This is a genomic window from Arthrobacter sp. EM1 (assembly GCF_029964055.1).
In the GTDB taxonomy this organism is placed as follows: Bacteria; Actinomycetota; Actinomycetes; order Actinomycetales; family Micrococcaceae; genus Arthrobacter.
In genome coordinates, this window is record NZ_CP124836.1 from 1,847,028 (window position 1) to 1,866,913 (window position 19,886).

Annotated in this window: 17 protein-coding genes; 6 read left to right on the forward strand and 11 right to left on the reverse strand. The window is 65.4% G+C overall.

The genetic code is table 11. The features are described 5' to 3' along the window. Positions 1-260: 260 nt before the first annotated feature. Positions 261-1,052 (reverse strand): GntR family transcriptional regulator, encoded by a 792-nt coding sequence (locus QI450_RS08455; protein ID WP_226772975.1) that lies wholly within the window; start codon positions 1,050-1,052, stop codon positions 261-263. A 164-nt stretch (positions 1,053-1,216) separates the two neighbouring features. Here QI450_RS08455 and QI450_RS08460 point away from each other — a divergent pair, with 164 nt between their 5' ends. Beyond that, positions 1,217-1,510: an HPr family phosphocarrier protein gene (locus QI450_RS08460; protein WP_226772976.1), complete on the forward strand. Its 294-nt coding sequence runs from the start codon at positions 1,217-1,219 to the stop codon at positions 1,508-1,510. Positions 1,511-1,628: 118 nt separating this feature from the next. Here QI450_RS08460 and QI450_RS08465 read toward each other — a convergent pair whose 3' ends face one another. The 5 genes from QI450_RS08465 to QI450_RS08485 all read right to left on the reverse strand — a co-directional run bounded on the left by QI450_RS08465 (position 1,629) and on the right by QI450_RS08485 (position 6,829). Beyond that, entirely contained in the window at positions 1,629-2,030 is a 402-nt protein-coding gene (locus QI450_RS08465; protein ID WP_226772978.1) for a cytochrome c oxidase subunit 4, read from the reverse strand. Then, a complete protein-coding gene (gene ctaD / locus QI450_RS08470) occupies positions 2,027-3,754 on the reverse strand; it encodes a cytochrome c oxidase subunit I (RefSeq protein ID WP_253032725.1) in 1,728 nt (575 codons plus the stop codon). Before ctaD ends, QI450_RS08465 begins: the two co-directional genes overlap by 4 nt. A gap of 10 nt (positions 3,755-3,764) precedes the next feature. Further along, a complete protein-coding gene (gene coxB / locus QI450_RS08475) occupies positions 3,765-4,637 on the reverse strand; it encodes a cytochrome c oxidase subunit II (RefSeq protein ID WP_226775182.1) in 873 nt (290 codons plus the stop codon). A 200-nt stretch (positions 4,638-4,837) separates the two neighbouring features. Then, complete coding sequence (locus QI450_RS08480) at positions 4,838-5,227, reverse strand: iron-sulfur cluster assembly accessory protein (protein ID WP_226775181.1); 390 nt, start codon at positions 5,225-5,227, stop codon at positions 4,838-4,840. A gap of 171 nt (positions 5,228-5,398) precedes the next feature. Continuing rightward, entirely contained in the window at positions 5,399-6,829 is a 1,431-nt protein-coding gene (locus tag QI450_RS08485; RefSeq protein ID WP_226775180.1) for a dipeptidase, read from the reverse strand. A 105-nt stretch (positions 6,830-6,934) separates the two neighbouring features. On the opposite strand from QI450_RS08485, the gene QI450_RS08490 reads away from it, so the two are divergent. Continuing rightward, the gene (locus QI450_RS08490) at positions 6,935-7,534 is read left to right on the forward strand and encodes a DUF3043 domain-containing protein (protein WP_226775179.1); all 600 of its coding nucleotides are present in this window, start codon (positions 6,935-6,937) and stop codon (positions 7,532-7,534) included. Positions 7,535-7,621: 87 nt separating this feature from the next. On the opposite strand, the gene QI450_RS08495 is transcribed toward QI450_RS08490, so the two are convergent. Further along, entirely contained in the window at positions 7,622-8,695 is a 1,074-nt protein-coding gene (locus QI450_RS08495; protein ID WP_226775178.1) for a quinone-dependent dihydroorotate dehydrogenase, read from the reverse strand. 67 nt (positions 8,696-8,762) lie between these two features. Between QI450_RS08495 and QI450_RS08500 the strand changes: the two genes are divergently transcribed. The 3 genes from QI450_RS08500 to QI450_RS08510 are packed head-to-tail and all read left to right on the forward strand — an operon-like array spanning position 8,763 to position 12,499. Further along, positions 8,763-10,460, forward strand: coding sequence for an FAD-binding dehydrogenase (locus QI450_RS08500; RefSeq protein WP_282360632.1), 1,698 nt, complete (start codon positions 8,763-8,765; stop codon positions 10,458-10,460). A gap of 9 nt (positions 10,461-10,469) precedes the next feature. Next, on the forward strand, positions 10,470-11,465 hold the full coding sequence (locus QI450_RS08505) for an alpha/beta hydrolase (RefSeq protein WP_226775176.1): 996 nt from the start codon (positions 10,470-10,472) through the stop codon (positions 11,463-11,465). 11 nt (positions 11,466-11,476) lie between these two features. Then, entirely contained in the window at positions 11,477-12,499 is a 1,023-nt protein-coding gene (locus tag QI450_RS08510) for an alpha/beta hydrolase (RefSeq protein ID WP_282468156.1), read from the forward strand. Positions 12,500-12,538: 39 nt separating this feature from the next. Here the strand turns inward: QI450_RS08510 and QI450_RS08515 are convergent, their stop codons facing one another. The 3 genes from QI450_RS08515 to leuA all read right to left on the reverse strand — a co-directional run bounded on the left by QI450_RS08515 (position 12,539) and on the right by leuA (position 15,978). After that, the gene (locus tag QI450_RS08515) at positions 12,539-13,381 is read right to left on the reverse strand and encodes an isoprenyl transferase (RefSeq protein WP_226775191.1); all 843 of its coding nucleotides are present in this window, start codon (positions 13,379-13,381) and stop codon (positions 12,539-12,541) included. 8 nt (positions 13,382-13,389) lie between these two features. Next, positions 13,390-14,145, reverse strand: a complete 756-nt coding sequence (gene recO / locus QI450_RS08520; RefSeq protein WP_226775174.1) for a DNA repair protein RecO — start codon at positions 14,143-14,145, stop codon at positions 13,390-13,392. Between the two features lie 93 nt (positions 14,146-14,238). After that, on the reverse strand, positions 14,239-15,978 hold the full coding sequence (leuA, locus tag QI450_RS08525; RefSeq protein WP_226775173.1) for a 2-isopropylmalate synthase: 1,740 nt from the start codon (positions 15,976-15,978) through the stop codon (positions 14,239-14,241). 251 nt (positions 15,979-16,229) lie between these two features. Between leuA and QI450_RS08530 the strand changes: the two genes are divergently transcribed. Next, on the forward strand, positions 16,230-18,182 hold the full coding sequence (locus QI450_RS08530) for a M13-type metalloendopeptidase (RefSeq protein ID WP_226775172.1): 1,953 nt from the start codon (positions 16,230-16,232) through the stop codon (positions 18,180-18,182). Positions 18,183-18,273: 91 nt separating this feature from the next. Here the strand turns inward: QI450_RS08530 and QI450_RS08535 are convergent, their stop codons facing one another. Next, positions 18,274-19,854 (reverse strand): LCP family protein, encoded by a 1,581-nt coding sequence (locus QI450_RS08535; protein WP_226775171.1) that lies wholly within the window; start codon positions 19,852-19,854, stop codon positions 18,274-18,276. Positions 19,855-19,886 lie beyond the last annotated feature (32 nt).

Sequence of the window (19,886 nt, forward strand, 5' to 3'; positions counted from 1 at the left end):
TGTATTGCCTTAGCCCCTCATCCACTTGACCGGCGCCTCGTTGTGTTTCCCGAGTTGTTTTGTTCCCAAGTGTCCGGGCCACCGTCCGGACGGCGACCATCGGCCCGCAGGACATGCCCACTGGTCACAGCAAGGACAGCGCACAAGGCCAATATGTCCACTGCCGGATCCCGCCACAGGACATGCCCACTGGCCACACCTAGGACAGCCCACAAGGCCCCACACGAGGGGCGGTGAAGGATCAGCGCGCCCAAGGGCTGCTAGGGGCGGTATCCCGAGGCGTAGTTGCGTGTCGGGCGGACACCGGGCCGCTGCAGCGGCACCCACAGCTTGTACCGGTCGGCCCGGTAGTACGACACCGAGTAATCAACCATGGCCCGAGCCACAAAGGCATGACGCTGGATTTTCAGCAGCGGAGACCCAACCTCCACGTTGAGCAAACGAGACGTTGACGGCGACGCAGCCGTGGCCTCGATCATGTCTTCTCCCCACTCCATCACCAGTCCGTACCGTTCGCTGAGGACGTTGTAGAGCGAGGTGGGCGGTTCGCCGTCGAGCAGGCCCGGTACCCGGTGGGCCGGAATGAAATTCTCGTCCACGCTCATGGGCTCGCTATCGGCAAGCAGCAGCCGCCGGAAGCGCACCAAGGGTGTCCCCTCCTCGAGCTGCAATTCACGGGCCAGGAATGCGCTCGCACCGATCTGCTCAAAGCTAAGCACCTTAGCCGCGGGAACCATGCCGCGGCGCTGCATTTCTTCGCTGTAGGAAGTGAGCTTGACCTGAAGGTCCAGTTTCGGCTTTCGGACAAAAGTGCCCAGCCCCACAACACGTTCGATGACTTCCTCGCCGACGAGGGCATCAATGGCTTGGCGTACCGTCATCCGGGCCAGACCAAAACGCAATGCGAGATCCCGCTCCGAGGGAAGCGCCGAGCCCGGCGGGCAAACACTTACGATGTGCGCCCTGATGATCTCCCTCAGCTGGACGTAAATGGGCGTTCCGTTGTGACGGTCGATTTCACCGTCCATGCGCGAAGCATCAGTGGGCGCCATTTCACTGCCTTCCCGAATGAGCCATACCTCAAGATTAGGCCATGCCTGACCCCGGTCTAGACCACCAAGAAGTATAGGTTCGCCCGCGGGGCCGCCCGCCGATAGGCTTGAATGCGCTGGTCCCCCACCGGCCGAAATTCCCGTTGCGAGATAAAGGAAGACCATTGCCTGTTCGGACCGCAATCGTCAGGGCCCGTGTTGGACTGCATGCCAGACCGGCCGCCCGGTTCGTCCGTGCAGTCCTTGCCACCGGGCTTCCCGTCACCATCAGCAGGGACGGCAGGCCCGCCGTCGACGCCCGCTCACTGCTGGAAGTGATGACCGAGGACTTCCGCTTCGGGTGCTCAGTAGAGCTCTCCATTGCCGATGAATCCCTCCCGCATCAACGCAGCCCTGCCGCCGTAGAGAAGGCCCTGGAGAGTCTCAGGGACCTGGTGGAGTCATCCCTGGCCGGCTAGGTGCCCCGACCGGAGACTCGGCCGCCGCCCCGTCCAACAGGAAGCGTTAACGGCAGCGGGCCCCACCTCGATGGTGGGGCCCGCTGCCGTTGAATCCATGTTCGCGTCCGTGCGGACCTTAGTGCGCGTGATCTCCGCGGCTGTACTCGTAGACCCAGCCTACGAGGGCTACGACGGCGAGGCCGGCACCGATGTAGACGATCCAGAAACCCACCGCCATCCCAAGGAAGCCGGTGGCGCACGCCGTACCGAGAACCAGGGGCCACCAGCTCCAGGGGCTGAAGTGACCCTGTTCACCGGCGCCCTCATGGATTTCGGCGTCGCTGCGGTCCTCGGGACGCATCCCGACCCGCTTCCCCGTGAACGAAAGGTAGGCACCGATCATGCCTGCCAGGCCGGCGACCAGCATAATTCCGAGGAACCCAACGTACTCAGTCCAGCCGGTCAGAAACCCGTAGACCACTGACACCGGGACGAAAAAGAAGACTCCGAGGCCAAAAACCCTTGATTCAATCTTCACTTGGCGTTGTCCTTCTGGTCGGCGTTACCCAGCACGGCTGCGGCCGGGGAATCGGAGGTATCGACCGTGTAGGACTGGGAGAGCTCCGGGTGGTGGAGGTCCAGGGCGGGTCGCTCGGAGCGGATCCGCGGCAACGAGGTGAAGTTGTGCCGCGGCGGCGGGCAGGAGGTGGCCCACTCCAGAGAGGCGCCAAAGCCCCACGGATCGTCCACTTCGACGCGTTCGTTGCTGCGCCAGGTGATGTAGACGTTCCAGAAGAACGGGATCAGCGACGCGCCAAGCAGGAACGAGGAGTAGGTGGAGAACTGGTTCATCCAGGTGAAGTTATCCTGCGGCATGTAGTCCGCATAGCGGCGCGGCATACCCTCCACGCCGAGCCAGTGCTGGATCAGGAAGGTGCCGTGGAAGCCCAGGAACAGCATCCAAAAATGGATCTTGCCGAGGCGTTCGTTGAGCATCTTCCCGGTGAACTTCGGCCACCAGAAATAGAACCCGGCGAACATCGCGAACACCACGGTGCCGAAGACCACGTAGTGGAAGTGAGCCACCACAAAGTAGGAATCGGAGACATGGAAGTCCAGCGGCGGCGAAGCCAGGATGATGCCGGTCAGGCCGCCGAACAGGAAGGTCGCCAGGAAGCCCAGGCTCCACAACATCGGCGTCTCAAAGGTAATCGATCCCCGCCACATGGTGCCGATCCAGTTGAAGAACTTCACCCCGGTCGGAACGGCAATCAACATGGTCATAAATGAGAAGAACGGCAGCAGCACCGAGCCGGTCACGTACATGTGGTGCGCCCACACGGTCACGGACAGCGCGGCAATGGAAATCGTTGCATAGACCAGGCCCTTGTAGCCGAAGATCGGCTTGCGGCTGAAGACCGGGAAAATCTCCGAAACGATGCCGAAGAACGGCAGGGCAATGATGTAAACCTCAGGGTGGCCGAAGAACCAGAACAGGTGCTGCCAGAGGACCGCGCCGCCGTTCTCCGGATCAAAAATATGCGCCCCGAAGCGGCGGTCAGCACCGAGCGCGAACAGCGCCGCGGCCAGCGGCGGGAACGCCATCAGCACCAGGATCGCCGTCACCAGGATGTTCCAGGTGAAAATCGGCATCCGCCACATGGTCATACCCGGGGCACGCATGCAAATAACCGTGGTGATGAAGTTCACCGCGCCAAGGATGGTACCGAAACCGGACAGCGCCAGGCCAAAGACCCAGAGGTCACCGCCCACACCGGGGCTGAAGGTCGTGTTGGACAACGGCGCATAAGCAAACCAGCCAAACGACGCCGCACCCTGCGGAGTGATGAACCCGGACACGGCGATAGTGGAGCCGAAGAGGAAAAACCAGAAGGCCAGCGCGTTCAGCCGCGGGAAGGCGACGTCGGGGGCACCGATCTGCAGCGGCATAATCACGTTCGCGAAGCCCGCGAACAGCGGCGTCGCGAACATCAGCAGCATCACCGTGCCGTGCATCGTGAAGAGCTGGTTGTACTGCTCCTTGGTCTGCAGGATCTGCATACCCGGTTCGAACAGCTCGGCACGGATCAACAGCGCCATCACACCGCCGAAGCAAAAGAACACAAAAGAGGCAATCAGGTACATGTACCCGATGGTCTTATGGTCAGTCGAGGTGATCCAGTTGACGACAATGCGTCCCTTGGATTTCGGTACTACGGGAGCCCCAAGGATCCCGGTGGGCTGGGAATAGGTAGTTGCCACGTCGCTCCCCTTACTTGTTCTCGGCCGGGGCCGGGTTGCGGTCGTACTCTTCGCCGAGGAGGCCCGTGTTGCCATCCTGGCGCAACTGCTCCAAGTGCGACTGGAATTCGGCTTCGGAAACGACCTTCACGCGGAACAGCATTTCGGAGTGGTACTCGCCGCAGAGTTCGGCGCACTTGCCGTCGTAGGTTCCCTCTTTAGTCGGGGTGAACCTGATGTAGTTGGTCTTCCCGGGAATCATGTCGCGCTTCTGCAGGAAGGCGGGAACCCAGAAAGAGTGGATGACGTCGCGGGCGTTCAGTTCCAGGTCAACGGACTTGTCCACGGGCAGGTACAGGGTGGGCAGCTTTTCCTTGTCCACATCGTTGCCCGTCAGGTGGGCCTGGACTCCGGCTTCGTGGACATCCTCCTGGATGACGTCGCCCTTTTTGTAGTTGAAGTCCCAGGCCCACTGCTTGCCGCGGACGTCAACGATAACGTCGGCAGGTACCGACCGGTTGTCGATGGCCTGCTGGTCGTTGTCAGTGAAGTAAAAGAAGACCAGAACCATAAACAGCGGGATCGTCAGGTAGAAAACCTCAAGGGGCAGATTGAAGCTGTTCTGCCGGGGGAACCCAACGGTGCCTTTACGGCGCCGGTAGGCGACGATGCACCAGATCATCAGGCCCCAGGTAATGACGCCTACGATCAGCGCGGCAATCCATGAGTTGACCCAGAGGTCCATGATGCGGTCAGTGTGGTTGGTGGTGCCACGCTCAGTGGGCAACCACCCTTTCTGTACCTCTGGTGAACATCCAGTCAAAGCCAACGCGCCGGCGAGTGCCAAGCCAGTGATCGTAGTGATCTGTTTGCGTCGGCTGCCGGTTCGGTTCTGCGAACTCACAGACGGCCCTTCCTACTTGTTGCTGTTGCCCCGGGCCGCAAAATCGCGGACGGGGCAGCCGAAAAGTTTTACTACTCGGTGTAGAGCTTACCGCTCCCCGCGAGTTTTCGCCCACATGTCCGCGCAGTGCGTCGGGACCTTTTTAAGGGCCCCGCTCGTTGTGGATCCTGCGGCACTAAGCCCGGGCGGATTCGCCGGCTTTAGTGGAAAGAATCGCCGCAGGCGCAGGACCCGCCGGCGTTGGGGTTGTCGATCGTAAAGCCCTGCTTAGAGATGGTGTCTTCGAAGTCGATGCTGGCTCCGCTGAGGTACGGCACACTCATTTTGTCGACCACAACTTCAACTCCGTCGTAGTCGCGGACGGCGTCGCCGTCGAGGAGCCGCTCATCGAAATAAAGCTGGTAGATCAGGCCGGAGCAACCGCCGGGCTGCACGGCCACGCGGAGGCGCAGATCGGTGCGGCCCTCCTGCTCCAGCAGGCTGCGGACCTTGCCGGCCGCCACGTCGGTCAGTTTGACCTCGTGCGCTGCCAGTTCCGTGCCCGCCTCGGCGGTGGTGTCGGTGCTGTTTTCATTGGTTGTAGTGCTCATGGCCTACCTTCTAACGACGGTGGTGGCGGCGCCGCTCCCGCGGCACCCGCCCCTACTTATACGGTACGGGCTATAGCTACATGCTACGTCGATCAGCCGTGTAGCTCTAACTCCTGAGCCAACCGTCCAAGCGGGCCGGATGTTCCCTGGACAGACACCCGGCCCGCCCGCCTAGGCCAGCCCGTCAGCGTTCAGCCGGGCCAGCATCAGGGCCTCCGCAACGATGGCGTTCCGGAAGTCGGCCAGGTGCAGGGATTCGTTCGCACTGTGCGCCCGGGAATCCGGATCCTCAACGCCGGTGACCAGGATCTGTACATCCGGGTACAGCTCAGTCAGATCCGCGATAAAGGGTATCGAACCGCCGATGCCGGTCTCCACCGCAGGGACGCCCCAGGCCTCGCCGAGCGCCCACATCGCGACGCTGGCCACTTTGGAAGAGGTGTCCGTGAGGAAAGCGTTGCCGCTCTCCCCCGGGGTGAAGACCACGTGCGCGCCGAACGGCGCGTTGGCTTCGACATGCCGGCGGACGGCGTCCATCGCTTCGGCCGGGTCCTGTCCTGGGGCGAGCCGCAGGCTGAACTTGGCCCGCGCGCGCGGCAGCAGGGTGTTGGAGGCAACGTCGACCGCGGGGGCATCGAAGCCGATGATCGACAGTGCCGGTTTGGTCCACATCCGGGAGGCAATCGTGCCTGTGCCGGCGAGCCGGACGCCGTCGAGCACCGAAGCGTCTGCGCGGTATTCGGCTTCGGAAAGGTCCACAGCGACCTCGTCCCGGCTGACCAGCCCGTCGATGGCGACGTTCCCGTCGTCGTCGTGCAGGGTAGCAATCAGCCGCGACAGCAGCGTCGGAGCGTCCAGCACCGGGCCACCGAACATCCCCGAGTGGACGGCGTGGTCAAGGACCTTCACCTCGATAGTGCCGTCAACCAGGCCGCGGAGACTGGTGGTCAGGGCGGGAATGCCGACCTTCCAGTTGCTGGAGTCGGCCACAACAATCACGTCTGCGCGCAGCAGCTCCTGATGCGTTTCCAGAAAAGTCCGGAACGTTGGTGACCCGGCTTCCTCCTCGCCCTCGAAGAAGAAGGTCACGCCGAGGCCAAGTTCGTCGCCCAGCACGCGGGTCACGGCCGAGTAAGCAGCGATGTGGGCCATAATTCCGGCCTTGTCGTCGGCCGCGCCGCGTCCGTAGAGGCGCCCGTCGCGCTCGACGGCGGTGAACGGCTCGGTCGTCCACAGCGCCAGGTCGCCGGTGGGCTGCACATCGTGATGGGCGTAGAGCAGGATTGTCGGTTTGCCCGGGGCGGCCGGCCGGCGGGCGACGACGGCCGGCCCACCGGGCGTACCGTCCTCCTTGTCGCAACGCAAGGTCCGCACCTCTTCGAAGCCGGTGGCACGGACCAGCTGTGCGACGGCCTCGGCGCTGGCGTTCAACGGCGCAGGGTCAAAGCTGGGCCAGGCGATGCCCGGGATGGCGACGAGCTCCGTCAACTGGGCGATCGTCGTGTCGAACGTTTCGGTAACGGCTTGCCGGAGGGCTTCAGTGTCGACGTTTCCGACACGGCCAGGCACGGTTTTTGGGTTCCCCATGGGTGATGAAGTCATGGCCAAGACACTACCTGCGCCGTCGATCACTGCAAACCAGGCAGGGCCTATCGCATCGTGTGTGCGCTGGGTCTCGCGCCCTGCGCCCCGGGGTATTCTGTAGTGGTGTTTGGACGTAAAAAAGAAGCGCCATCGGCGCAGGACATTGTTGACCAGCAGGCGGCCGGGGCAAATGCCCGGGACGCCGCCCTCGGCAAGGGCGCGCCCACGCCCAAGCGCAGCGCGCAGGTGGCCGCCCGCAAGCGCCCGCTAGTGCCGGAGGACCGCAAGGCCTCCAAAGCCGCGGAACGCACGGCGGTCCAGGAGCAGCGGCTGAAAATGCGGCAGGCCATGGACACCGGCGACGAGAAGTACCTGCCGCTGCGGGACAAAGGTCCACAGAAGCGTTTCGCCCGCAACTATGTGGATGCCCGCTTCAGCCTTGGCGAGTACCTGATGTTCGGTGCGCTCCTCTTTGTGGTCATCTCGTTGCTGGTCCCCGCCTCCAGCGCCCAGATGATCTATGTCCTGGGCGGGTTTTGGGTAATGTTCCTGGCAGTCTTCGTCGACGTCTTTATCCTGTCCCGGAAGCTCAAGAAGCGCCTGGCGGAGAAGTTCGGCGACGTGGAGCGAGGGACCGTATGGTACGGCTCCATGCGCTCGCTGCAGTTCCGCCGCCTGCGCCTTCCCAAGCCCCTGGTCAAGCGCGGCGACTACCCGGCCTGATCCCCCTGCGCACCAGAGCCCCCGGCAGTTGGACTGCCGGGGGCTCTGTCGTCCCCGACCCGGGACACCCGGGCGGGAATGGGCCGCTTAACGCCGGGAGGGGTGCTTGGCCAGTTGCCGGTTGATGCGGGCGGCCCAAAATGGTCCTTCGTAAAGGAACGCCGTGTATCCCTGCACAAGGGTGGCGCCCGCGTCGAGCCGCTGCTGCACGTCCTGCGCCGTTTCGACCCCGCCGACCGAGACGAGTGCCAGTCTGCCGCCGGTTGCCGCCTTGAGCCTGGCCAGCACTTCCAACGACCGTTGCTTCAGCGGTGCCCCGGACAGCCCGCCGGCGCCGCAGGCTGCAACCTTGTCCGGACCCGCGGACAGCCCGGTCCGGGCAACGGTGGTGTTGGTGGCGATAATTCCGTCAAGTTTCAGGTCCAGGGCCAGGCGCGCGACGTCGTCGATGTCCTCATCGCTGAGGTCCGGGGCAATCTTGACCAGCAAGGGAACATGGCGCCCTGCAGCGTGGTCCGCGGCTTCCCCAACTGCCGTCAGCAGCGGGCCCAGCGTCTGAACGTCCTGCAGCAACCGCAGACCCGGGGTGTTCGGGGAGCTGACGTTGACCACGAGGTAATCGGCGGCGGGCGCCAGGCTGCGGGCGCTGATGAGGTAGTCGGCGGCCGCGTCCGAAAGTTCCACCACCTTGCTCTTGCCGATGTTGACCCCAATGACGGGGCGGACCCCCGGGTACCGGCGCTGCAGGGCGGCCCGGGCCGACTTCAGGCGGGGCGCCACGGCGGCGGCCCCGTCATTGTTGAAGCCCATCCGGTTGATCACTGCCCGGTCCTCGACCAAGCGAAAGAGCCGCGGAGCGGGGTTCCCAGGCTGGGCCTGGCCGGTGATGGTGCCAACCTCAACATGGCCAAAGCCCAGCTCGGTCAGGGCTTCGATTCCGTGACCCTCTTTGTCGAAGCCCGCCGCCAGGCCAAACGGCGACGGGAAGGTCAGGCCAAATGCCTGGGTCTTTAGTGACGCTGCCGGCGCTGTGAACCGCTGGAGCACACGCCCCGCGCCGCAGCTGTGGACAAGCCGGATAGCCCGGAAGCCAATCTTGTGGGCGCGTTCGGCGTCCATCCATAAAAAGGCCAGTCGGAAGAATGTCGGATATACGCGCATGGCTCTAGTTTTGCGGTTGCGGCGGTCCAGACCAAACCCGTGTACTCCCTGGCGCTAGCATGAAGCCATGAGCAGAGACAATGGCGCCCCGACCCCGGTCCCTGTGCGGGCGGCCGGATCGGTGATCGACGCCGACGTCATCGTGGTGGGTGCAGGCCTTGCGGGCCTCGTGGCCGCGGCCCAGGCTTACGCCGCCGGCCGCCGGGTTGCCGTGCTCGACCAGGAACCCGCGGCCTCCGCCGGCGGCCAGGCACACTGGTCATTCGGCGGGCTGTTCCTCGTGGACTCCCCTGAACAGCGCCGTCTTGGCGTCAGGGACAGCGCCGGCCTTGCACTGGCCGACTGGATGTCCTCCGCCGCCTTCGACCGGAGCGAAGATACCCTGGCCATGGACTGGGCCGCCGCGTACGTGGACTTCGCCGCAGGGGAAAAACGTGCCTGGCTCGCTTCGCTGGGGGTGAAGTTGTTCCCGCTCGTGCAATGGGCCGAACGCGGCGGGTACGGCCCCGACGGCCATGGCAACACGGTGCCGCGTTTCCACGTCGTTTGGGGCACCGGGCCGGCCCTGGTGGCGCCGTTCCTGGCAAAGCTGCGAGAAGGCGAGGCCTCGGGGCGGGTCACCTTCCACTTCCGCCACCGCGCCGCCGACCTGGTGACCGTGGCGGGACGAGTCACTGGTGTGCACGGCGAGATCCTGGAACCCAGCGGTGCGGCCCGCGGCGAAGCCTCCTCGCGCGTCGCCGTCGGCAGCTTTGAAGCATCAGGCGCCGCAATAGTGGTGACCACCGGCGGGATCGGCGGCAACCACACCACCGTCCGGCAGCAGTGGCCGGACGGCCGGGCACCCCGGACGATGCTGAGCGGCGTGCCGGCGTCCGTTGATGGCGAGTTCCTGGCTGCCGCTGCCCGCGCCGGAGGCCGGCTCATTAATGGGGACCGGATGTGGCACTACCCCGAAGGGATCCGGAATCATTCGCCGGTCTGGCCACAGCACGGAATCCGGATCCTGCCCGGACCCTCATCGCTGTGGCTTGACGCCAGCGGACAGATGCTCCCAGCTCCCCTGTTTCCGGGGTTCGACTCGCTGGGGGCTCTGCGCCACATCCTGGGAACGGGCCACGAGCATTCCTGGTTCGTCCTGAACAGGACCATCGCCCGCAAGGAGTTTGCGCTCTCCGGCTCAGAACAAAATCCCGACCTCACCGGCAAGGACCTCCGCTTGCTGGCGTCCCGGCTCGGGCCCGGGAACGACAGCCCACTGCAGCGCTTCCTGGACCGCGGGGTCGACTTCCTGCAGGCGGACACTCCCGCCGGGCTGGCGGCCGCCATGAACTCGCTCACCGGCCTGCCGCTGGTTGACCCGGCCGGGCTGGACCGGCTGATTCGGTCCCGGGACCGGCAGTTCGACAGCGGACTGGGCAAAGACCCGCAACTCGCTGCCATTCGCGCCGCCCGGCGATTCACCACCGACAAGGTCATGCGGGTGGCTCCGCCGCACCGGATGCTGGACCCCCGGCACGGGCCGCTGCTGGCGGTCCGGCTCTCGGTGCTGACCCGCAAAAGTCTGGGCGGGCTCCACACAGATCTGCAGTCCCGGGTCCTCGATGGTGCCGGGCAGCCTGTCCCCGGACTTTTCGCCGCCGGGGAAGCTGCCGGCTTCGGCGGCGGCGGCATCCACGGCTACCGCGCCCTAGAGGGGACCTTCCTCGGCGGCTGCCTCTTTTCCGGCCGATCGGCCGGGCGCGCCGCGGCGTCGGCGGTATAGATGCCGGCCGTGGAGTGGGTGGCCGATATTCTGGGCGGCGATTTCGAAGCCTGCACGTTCCCGGCGGCCGGTCCGGACGGCGTCGAAAGGAACGCCACACTGGTCCGGCACGTTGCCGGGGCCGGAGCGGGTTCGACTGGAGGGGACACGGCCCGGGCCGTGCTCTTCCTGCATGGTTGGAGCGACTATTTTTTTAACGCCGAGCTCGCCCGATTCTGGACCCGCCGGGGTTTCGCATTTTTTGCCCTCGACATGCACAATCACGGACGGAGCCTGCGTGCGGGCGCGCCCGGCGGCTATGTGGCCGATCTCGCTGACTACGACGCCGAGATCACCGCGGCGATCGGGATCATCACCGCACTCCACCCCGGGGCGGACGGCCCGCCGGCGCTGGCGCTGATGGGCCATTCGACCGGCGGGCTGATAGCGGCGCTGTGGGCAAGCCGGCACCCGCGTGTGGTCTCTCAGTTGGTCCTGGACAGCCCATGGCTGGAAATGCACGGCAGCCCCGCCCTACGCCGTGCGGCCCGGGCCATGGTGGATCCGCTCGCGCGTTTCCGGCCGGAAGCCGTCATCCGGCTTCCGGAACGCGCTTTCTACTGGCGCAGCATCAGCAGCGCGGCCGAGGGCGAATGGGCTCTCGATGACCGTTACCGCCCGCCCCGGGCCTTCCCCGTCCGCGCCGGCTGGCTCAGTGCCGTCCTTGCCGGCCAAACGAGGGTGGCACGGGGACTGAACATCACCGCCCCCATCCTCGTGCTGATCTCCGGGGCCAGCGCCAACGGCATGTTCTGGAAGGAATCGATGCGCCGCACCGACGCCGTTCTGGACGTTAACACCATCGCCCTGCGTGCCTTGAGCCTGGGCCGGAGCATCACTCTGGAAAGGATCGACGGCGCGCTGCATGATGTGTTCCTCTCCGCCCCGCCCGTCCGGGCCGACGCCTACGCCCGGCTGTCCCGCTGGCTCCGGGCCTACGGTCCGGACAATGGCAGCACCGGATGAACCGTCCCCTGGTGACCCAGCTTTGGCGGCAGGACGTGCTGGGGGCCCGCTTTGAGAGCCTCGAGCTGCCCTTGTCCTCCGACGACGAAGGACCCGTTGTCGCGACCCTGGTGCGGCATGCCCGCCCGGGCGCAGGTGCGGCCCCCACCGCGGTCCACAGCCCGGATGTCCCGGGCATCCGGGCTCCGGAGAAGGTGGTCCTCTACCTCCACGGCTGGGCTGACTATTTCCTGCAGGCCGAGCTCGCCGATCACCTCGTTGCCAGCGGCTTCCACTTCTACGCCCTGGACCTTCGGAAATTCGGACGCAGCCTCCGGGACTGGCAAACCCCCGGCTACACGGCCGACCTGGCAGTCTACGACGAGGACATTGCGGCGGCGCTGGCAGCGATCGGCTCCGACATCGCCGGCCGCACCGGCAGCTCCGCAGACCCGACGATGCACCTGCTCGCGCATTCCCTCGGCGGCCTCGTGGCGGCGCTGTGGGCGGACCGGAATCCGGGGAAGCTGGGCACCCTGATCCTCAATGCACCCTGGCTGGAACTGCAGGGCAGCAGCCTGATCCGGAACATCGCGATGCATTTGGTGGAACCGTTGGCGCGCACCGACCCGCGCCGGCCGCTGCTCCTGCCCAGCATGCCCGGCTACTGGGACAGCGTGAGCGGCACGGCGCACGGCGAATGGGCTGTGGATCCCGCGTGGCGGCCCAGGGAGTCGTTCCCCGTCAGGCCGGGCTGGACGAAGGCGGTCATGGCAGGCCACGCGGCCGTGGCGCGGCGGCTCGACATCACGTCGCCGGTGCTGGTGATGCTGTCAGGACGAACCCGGATCCAGGCCGAATGGTCAGAGGAACTCACGGACGTCGACGCCGTCATCGATGTGGAGGAAACGGCGCGCCGGGCGCTCGGCCTGGGCCGCCGGGCGGCCGTCTTCCGCTACCCGGGAGCGATCCACGACATCTTCCTTTCCCGCCGTGCTGTGCGGCGGGAAGCCTACGACGATCTGGTGCTCTGGCTCAGCCTGTACCCGGGCTGACTGACCCTGCACCCGCGCAGCGGGCTGCCGGACCCGCGGTCAGGCCGGCCCGGCAGGGGCAGCCGCGTCCACTGCGCCGCCGTAGCGGCGGTCCCGCTGGGCATAGATTTCGACGGCGTCCCACAGGGTACGCCTGTCCACGTCCGGCCAGAGTGTGTCCATAAAGACGAACTCCGCGTAGGCCGACTGCCAGAGCATGAAGTTCGAGAGCCGCTGCTCCCCGGAGCTGCGCAGGAACAGGTCAACGTCGGGCAAATCGGGCTCGTCCAGGAATCTCTGGATCGTCTTTTCGGTGATGGCGCCCGGCTTGAGCCGCCCGGCCGCCACCTCTTCCGCGATGGCGGACACCGCATCGGCGATCTCGGCACGGCCGCCGTAGTTAACACACATGTTCAAGGTGCAGGTGCTGTTTCCACGGGTGAAGTCCTCGGCCTCCTCCAGCTCGCGGATCACCGAGCCCCACAGCCTGGGCCGTCGGCCGGACCAGCGGATGCGGACACCCCAGTCGTCGAGCTGGTTGCGCTGGCGTCGTAGCACGTCCTTGTTAAATCCCATCAGGAAGCGCACTTCTTCGGGCGAGCGGCGCCAGTTCTCGGTGGAAAAGGCATACACGCTGACGTACTCAATGCCCAGCTCGATGGCCCCGGCCACCACATCCAGCAAGGCAGGCTCCCCCGCTTTGTGTCCTTCGATCCGGGGCAGGCCCCGCTGGTTGGCCCAGCGGCCGTTGCCGTCCATCACAATGGCGACGTGCCGCGGGATGAACTCCGCGGGGATGGCCGGGGCGACGGCCCCGGAGGCGTGCGGATAAGGGCTCACCACCGGGGTGCTCCGCTGCCGGACCGGACTCTTCTTTTTAGCAAATGCCGCGTTTTTACCCAAGGCCACAGTTACGTTCGCTCCACATGTTTGAGGGACTTAAGGACACGTTCCAGATGCCACTGCAGGTAGCTCGCCACCAGACCCGCAGCCTCGCGCCGATGCACGGAGAGCGAGGCGTCCGCCGTCGTCCAGTTCCCCGTCAGCAGGGCGCCGAGCAGCACAACGGTCTCCGCGGCGGGAGCCGGGGATCCCGGCGGCCGGCAATCCGCGCACACCATGCCGCCAAGCGGCGCCGAGAACGCATTGTGCGGACCGCGGGCCCCGCAGCGCGCGCAGTCCGTAAAACTCGGTGCCCAGCCTCCGGTGGCGAGGGCCCGCAGCAGGTAGGAATCGAGAATGAGCTCCGGGGTGTGGTCGCCGCGGCTCAGCGATGCCAGGGCACCGACCAGGAGGTTATATTGGGCCGTGCCCGCTTCGCCGTCGACGTCGGTGAGTTTCTCCGCCGTCTCGGTCATGGCTGCCGCGACGGTGTACCGCCCGTAGTCCGCGGCGATGTTTCCGCCGTAGACGCCCTTGGCCACGGCTTGGGTGACAATATCGAGGCTGCGACCGGAAATCAGCTGCAGGTCCGCGACCATAAAGGGTTCCAGCCGGGCGCCGAAGCGGCTGCTGGTGCGCCGGATTCCCTTGGCCACCGCACGGACCTGGCCGTGGTGCTTGGTCAGGATGGTGATGATCCGGTCTGCTTCGCCCAGCTTGTGGGTACGCAGCACAACGCCGTCATCACGGTAGGCGCGGGAGGAAAAGGAGGATGGTTGGGCCACGGTTAATCTTCGCACTGTCGTTGACGGAATCGCTGCCGTTGTGGAAAGCAGCACTGCGCCGCCGGAGGATCCGGCGGCGCAGTTGCCCGCCGTTTAGGCGCGGGCGTCCCGGACGGCCCGGTTCACGGCCGAGATCACGGCCTTGAGCGAGGAGGTGGACGTGTTGGCGTCGATCCCAACGCCCCACAGCACCCGTTCCCCCACGGCGCATTCGACATATGCCGCAGCGAGGGCGCTGCCGCCTTCGGAGAGGGCGTGTTCGCTGTAGTCCAGCACCCGGACGTCGACGCCGTCTTCGCGCAGGATGCTCAGCAGCGCGGCGATCGGGCCGTTTCCGGTACCGGTGCGGTGGACCGGGGTTCCGTCGACCTTGAGCGCGGCGTGCAGCGTCATGGAGCCGGCTTCGTCCGTCTCGGTGCTGAATGAGCCCAGCGCGTAGCGCCCCCACTGGGCGTCGGCCGCGCCGGAGGGCAGGTACTCGTCCTGGAAGACCTGCCAAAGCTGAGCCCCGCTGACTTCGCCGCCCACGGTATCCGTCTGTTTCTGAATGACACCGGAGAACTCGATCTGGGCACGCCGTGGCAGGTCCAGGTTGTGCTCGTTTTTCAGCAGGTACGCGACGCCGCCCTTGCCGGACTGCGAATTGACCCGGATGACGGCCTCGTAACTGCGGCCCAGGTCCTTCGGGTCGACCGGCAGGTACGGGACCTGCCAGGGGTACTCGGCCACGTCCTTGCCGGCGGCAGCGGCGTCCTTTTCGAGCGCTTCGAGACCCTTTTTAATTGCGTCCTGGTGCGAGCCGGAGAATGCTGTGAAGACGAGGTCCCCGCCGTAAGGCGTACGTTCCGCTACGGGCAGTTGGTTGCAGTACTCCACCGTGCGGCGCACCTCGTCGATATCGGAGAAATCAATCATCGGGTCGACGCCCTGGACGAACATGTTCAGGCCCAGGGTCACCAGATCCACATTTCCGGTCCGTTCCCCGTTCCCGAACAGGCAGCCTTCGATCCGGTCCGCGCCGGCCAGGTAGCCCAGCTCCGCCGCGGCGACGCCGGTGCCGCGGTCATTGTGCGGGTGCAGGGACAAGATGATGCCCTCCCGCGGGTGCAGGTTGCGGCTCATCCACTCGATGGAGTCGGCGTAGACGTTGGGGGTGGCCATTTCCACCGTGGCCGGCAGGTTGATGATGACCTGGCTGTCGGCGGAGGCCTCGAAGACATCGGCGATGGCGTTGCACACCCGGACGGCGTATTCCAGCTCGGTTCCGGTGAACGATTCCGGCGAATACTCGTAGGTGATGTGGGTGTCCTGCAGGGTCTCTTCATACTTCTTGCACAGCCGCGCGCCCTGCAGGGCAATGTCCAGGATGCCGTCTTCGTCCTGATTAAAGACCACCCGGCGCTGCAGGACCGAGGTCGAGTTGTACAGGTGCACGATGGCCTGCCTGGCGCCGGCGAGGGATTCATACGTCCGCTCGATGAGGTGCTCCCGGGCCTGGGTCAGGACCTGGATTGTGACGTCCTCGGGGATGTGGTTGCCCTCGATGAGCTGACGGACGAAGTCGAAGTCGGTCTGCGACGCGGACGGAAACCCGACCTCGATTTCCTTGTAACCCATCCGGACCAGCAGTTGGAACATCTTCAGCTTGCGGGCGGGACTCATCGGGTCGATCAGGGCCTGGTTGCCGTCACGCAGGTCCACTGCGCACCAGCGCGGGGCCTTCGTGATGACCTTGTCCGGCCAGGTGCGGTCCGGCAGTTCTACCGTGATCAGGTCCTGGAACGGGACGTAGCGGTGAACTGGCATTCCTGAGGGCTTTTGTGCGTTTCGCATTACAATCGGGGCCTTTTCTGTGATTCCTGGTGAAAGGGTGGCCGGGCAACACAAACTCCGCAGCGAGGGTGGGCCTTGCGCTAGATCGCGTCTGAGGCCTCGCCGCGGCAGCTAAGAAGGAGCAGTTCTGCGCGCACCATGTCACAGTAACACGGGTGCGTAAGATGAAGGAGCCATACCTTCTCAACGTCCACCATGCAGACCGGCTTCCTTCGCAAGGCGGCGCCGGGCTGCCTCTCAGAGGAGCATCCGTGCCACTTTCGGGAATCAACCTGTCCACTATCGACGCCACTGTCCGGCCTCAGGATGACTTGTACCAGAACATTAACGGCACCTGGCTCAAGAGCATCCAGATCCCGGATGACCGGTCCCTGGAAGGGACGTTCACGGCGTTGCGGGACGGCTCGGAACTGGCGGTGCGGGAGATCATCGGGGACGCGGCCGCCCGTGGCGCGGAGTCGACCGGGATCGAGCAGAAGATCGGCGACCTCTACAACAGCTTTATGGACGAGGACGCGGTGGAATCAAAGGGACTGGAGCCGATCCGCCAGCGGCTCGCCGACGTGTTCGCCACACCGTCGGTCGCCGAACTCGTAGCGCTTGCCGGGCGCCTGTTCCGGGCGGACGTGGACGGCCTGTTCTACATCTATCCCGCTCCCGACGCCGGAAACCCGGACCGGGTCCTGCTGTACACCGGCCAGGGCGGGCTGGGCCTGCCGGATGAGTCGTATTACCGCGACGAGAAGTTCGCACCGGTGGTCCAGGCATACACGGACCATGTGGCAAACGTTTTCGCCCTGGCCGGTGTCGCCGGACCGGCGGACGCGGCCGGCCGGGTTGTGGCTCTGGAGACGGCCCTGGCTTCGCACCACTGGGACAAGGTCACGCTGCGGAATCCGCAGAAGACCTACAACCTGAAGTCAGCCGATGAGGCGTCGCAGCTCTTCCCGCTCCTGGCCACGTGGTTCGACGCCGCCGCAATCGCGCCGGAGAAACGCACCGAACTCGTTGTGAGCACCCCTGACTTCTTTGCCGGCGCAGCGTCTCTGCTGGACTCGGAGCCGCTGTCAGTCTGGCAGGAGTGGCTCGCATTGCGGGTCATCAGCTCGGCCGCTCCCTACCTCTCCGCCGCTTTCGTCGATGCGCATTTCTCCTTCTACGGCACCACCCTGAGCGGTACGCCCCGCAATAAGGACCGCTGGAAGCGGGGGGTCGCCGCCGTCGAGGCCGCATTGGGCGAGGCGGTCGGGCAGATCTACGTTGCCCGGCACTTCCCGGAAACCCACAAGGCGAGGATGGAGTCGCTGGTATCGAACCTGATCGAGGCGTACCGTGAATCCATTACCGGCCTGTCCTGGATGGGTGCAGAAACCAAACGGGAGGCGCTGAAGAAACTCGATTCGTTTCGGGCCAAAATCGGCTACCCCGACAAGTGGATCGACTATTCCGCAGTGCAGATCGATCCGTCGGATCTGCTGGGAAATGTGGAGCGCGCGCACAGTGCCGACGTCGACAGGCACCTCGATGAGGTGGGACAGCCGGTGGACCGGGACAAATGGCTGATGACGCCCCAGACCGTAAACGCCTACTACCACCCGCTGCTCAATGAGATCGTGTTCCCGGCAGCCATCCTGCAGCCGCCGTTCTTCACCGCTGACGCCGACGATGCGGTCAACTACGGCGGCATCGGTGCGGTAATCGGCCACGAGATCGGCCACGGCTTCGATGACCAGGGCTCGCAGTACGACGGAAGCGGCCTGCTGCGCAACTGGTGGACCGAAGACGACCGGACGGCGTTTGAATCGCTGACTTCCCGGCTGGTGGCCCAGTTCGATGCGCTCTCCCCCAATGCAGCGCCCGGGCACACCGTAAACGGGAAACTGACTCTCGGCGAAAATATCGGCGATCTGGGCGGGCTGACAATTGCTTACAAGGCGTACCTGATCAGCCTCGACGGCCAGGAGCCGCCGGTGCTGGACGGCCTGACCGGCGTGCAGCGCTTCTTTGCGTCCTGGGCTGCCGGCTGGCGCCAGGCCATCCGGACCGAGGAAGCGGTCCGCCGGCTCGCCACGGACCCGCACTCGCCCAACGAGTTCCGCACCAACCAGATCGCCATGAACCTCGACGCCTTCCATGAGGCCTTTGGCACAACGGAGCAGGACGGTATGTGGATGCCGGCCACCGAACGCGTCAGCATCTGGTAGGCGCCCGTCCCGGCACCAACAACGGGCCAACCGGGAAGGGCCGGCCGCGGAGTACATCCGCGGCCGGCCCTTCCCGGTTGAGCTAACCGTGCTAGCGCGTGACCAGGAACGGGTTGGCCTGCTGGCAGACGACGTCCCCGGCTGTCTGATTCACGATGTCCGCGGGTAGTTGCACCGGGGCGTCAGCGCCCGCAGCGCCGCCTACAAGGTCGCTGCCCAGATACACCTGCACACCGTTTACACCGGCGGCCGGGAGCACCTGCGCCGCCGGGACACCCAGCAGCGTGGCCACGTCCGCGGCAACGTCTTCGAATCCCGCGCCGTAGTAAACCGCTGTCGTAACGACGGCCGGGGCGGCAAGCTGGGCAAGCTGGCTGAAACCGCCTGCTGTGAGGGACTTGATGATTTCCTGGCTCCGCGCAGGGACCCCTGAACCGTTGGCCACTGTAACGGGCTGGACCGCCTTGTCATAAGCAGGGGCAGGTGGGCTGGTACTCGGCGCCGCGCTGGCGGTTGCACTCGCATCCGGTGAACCCGACGGGGTGGGCGTCGCCGTCGGGTCGGTCAAATCGATGTCCTTGCGCATCGCTGCGAAGAGCTGCGAGGCTGCGGGTTCGGCCAGGTCCAGCCGGTTCGGGTCGCTGGCGGCCGGCATGGTGGGAACAGCGACAAAGGCGATCTTGCCAACGTCGATATTCTTCAGCCGGTTTCCGACCGTCAAGAGCGTCGGGACCGACGCCATGCCCTCATCGATTGTGAGGTTCTTGGTGACGACGTCTGCGATCTGAAGCATCTGGGCGGGGTTGGTGAGCGTGCCGTCGTCCTTGATTTTGCGGACCAGGGAGGACAGGAAGCCCTGCTGCCCCTTGATTCGGCCGAGGTCGCCGCCGTCGGCAAAGGCGTGGCGGGCCCGGAGGAACGCCAGCGCCTGTTCGCCCTGGACCTTGGAGGTGCCCTTGGGCAGCCGGAGTCCCGAATCGGGGTCGAAGACGGCGTCGCTGATGCAGACATCCACACCGCCGACGGTGTTGGAGAGTTCCTTGACCGAATCAAAGTCCGCCATCATAAAGTGGTCGATCTCCAGGCCGGTGAGCTTGTTGACGGTGTCGACGGCGCAACCGATGCCGGCCTCCGACATCGCCGAGTTGATCATAACGTTTTGCCGGGCCGGGAACTCCTGCTTCGTTTTCTGGTCGGTGCATTTCGGTGTATCCACGAGCAAGTCGCGCGGAAAGCTCACGACGTTGACGCGCTTGTTGTCGGCGGAAATGTCCATCAGCATCATAACGTCCGAGTTGCCGTAACCGGTCGAATCCTCGGGGCCGCCGTACTGGGAGTTCTTGCCGTCGCGTGTGTCTGAGCCAAGGATGAGGATCTGCATCCGGTCCCGCGCGTCGTCCACCACGGGCTCGGTTTTATCACTGCCGGCGCCCAACGACGCCTTGCTGATGTTGCCCTGCAAACGAATCGCCCAGTAGGCGCCGAAGGCAATAACGCCGACCAGCAGGACGGAGACCACTGCAGTCCCGATCTTCAGCCAGCCGGGCAATCGCCGGGGCGCACCCATATGCCGCGCCGGTCCCACTGCGGGATCGACCGTATGCCGGGCAGCAGACCCGGACGGGACCGGGGATCCGGTACCGTCCTGGCGGTCTTCTCGGGGTCGAGACACTATGGAGCCTACTTTCACAACAGGGATCAGGC